Below are 1659 nucleotides of genomic sequence, written 5' to 3'. Positions count from 1 at the left end.
GGAAGCAGATGAAGTATAACTGGCGGGATTTTAAGGTGATGAAGGCAGATCAAATAGAGCGTTGGGTTGGGCAGATTTCAAAGGGTTTTGGTAATGAATACATGTTTACTTTTTAGTTGATACTTACTATAAAGGTTTTTAGCTATAAAACTTACAATCTGTTCACAGGAGGGTGGGGGGGAGTCTAAGGAAAAATAATCCTCCTTTAAAATATGCTCAGTAATTGTTGTGTTACTGTGCAAGTGAAAGTAAAAATGCTTGTTTTTTGAAAAAATCTTCGTTAGTATTGCCTCGCTTGAACTTGTTGATATATAACAAATTCAGCTTATCAGGGCCTATAGCTCAGTTGGTTAGAGCAGCGGACTCATAATCCGTTGGTCGACAGTTCAAGTCTGTCTGGGCCCACCATATTTTATAATCATATGCACTCATATGAAATCTAAACCCTTAATTCTTAACGGATTAAGGGTTTTTTTATACTTAAAATAATCTTATATACACTCATACAGGAACTGCTCGTTTGTATCCTTGTTTGTATCCTAAATTTAAAATATAACTCAGGATACAAAGTTTAAATAAATGGTAGGTAAACAAAGAGTTATGAGCAGAAATAAACTTTTATCTGATGTGGCATATGCTGCTTTAAAAGCAAAAGATAAAGAATATCGAAAGGCAGATATTTCAGGACTTTATATGAAAGTTCAAACTTCAGGTAAGAAGTCATGGCAACTTCGTTTGAAGAATAATGAGGGTAAATGGACATGGGTCGGTTTAGGGTCTTACCCTGATGTTTCAGTTAAAAATGCTCGAGCACAAGCTTTAAAATTTCAATCGGGAGAGCTTCAAATTGTTACGCGATCAGAACGTCTAAAACAAGCTCAACGTGATGAAAGTGAGTTGTTTGAGTACTTAATGCGAGATTGGATCGATACTAAGAAAAATACATGGGATCCAACAACATTTAAGAAAGAGGTTCAATCTATTGAAAAGCATCTTCTGCCTGTTTTTGGTCAACGTAAATATAAAGATATTACTTCTGGAGAATGGCTTGAATTCTTCCAAACAAAACAACGTGAAGAAAAAATTTTCAATCGAATCGAAAAATTAGTTTCATATTGCCGGAATGCTTATGATTTGGCTGTTTTTAAAGATGAGATTAAGTACAACCCCCTAATTGGTATTCAGAAGTTTTTAGATAAATCTAATCCCGGTGGGATGAAATATATTTATATAAAAGAACTCCCTGAAATGGTTAAAAAAATTAGGGAATATCGTTCTGAAGAAATTAGTATTGGGTTAGAGTTACTGATACATATGTTTCCAAGACCAGGCGAGTTGAGACAAGCTAAGTGGGAACAATTTGACTTTGAAGATAGAGTATGGATTCGTCCAGGTTCAATAATGAAACGTGGAATTGAACATGGAATACCTTTATCAGAACAAGTAATTGCAATGTTAATCCGATTGAAATCAATTTCGAAACGTGAGAGTGATTATTTGTTCCCAGCACGAGACAGTGAACCGTACCAGGTGGTAGTGTTCAAAAATCTGTGTCATTTCAATAAACTGAATCAAACAGGAAATGACACATCATGGCAAACAACTTTGATTTCGAAGCAGCTTTAAAACAATTACAGTCAGGACAACCCCTCACTGGTG

Annotated in this window: 1 protein-coding gene and 1 tRNA gene; both read left to right on the top strand. The window is 35.1% G+C overall.

Annotation, left to right across the window (positions count from 1 at the left end):
* The first annotated feature begins 331 nt into the window (after window positions 1–331).
* A tRNA-Ile gene (locus FTT83_RS15860) sits at window positions 332–408 on the top strand.
* 171 nt (window positions 409–579) lie between these two features.
* Window positions 580–1626, top strand: a complete 1047-nt coding sequence (locus tag FTT83_RS15855; protein WP_180044658.1) for an integrase arm-type DNA-binding domain-containing protein — start codon at window positions 580–582, stop codon at window positions 1624–1626.
* Window positions 1627–1659 lie beyond the last annotated feature (33 nt).

It is taken from the genome of Acinetobacter sp. YH01018 (assembly GCF_013420295.1).
Taxonomy (GTDB): Bacteria; Pseudomonadota; Gammaproteobacteria; order Pseudomonadales; family Moraxellaceae; genus Acinetobacter.
This window is presented reverse-complemented; position numbering and strand designations above follow the sequence as displayed.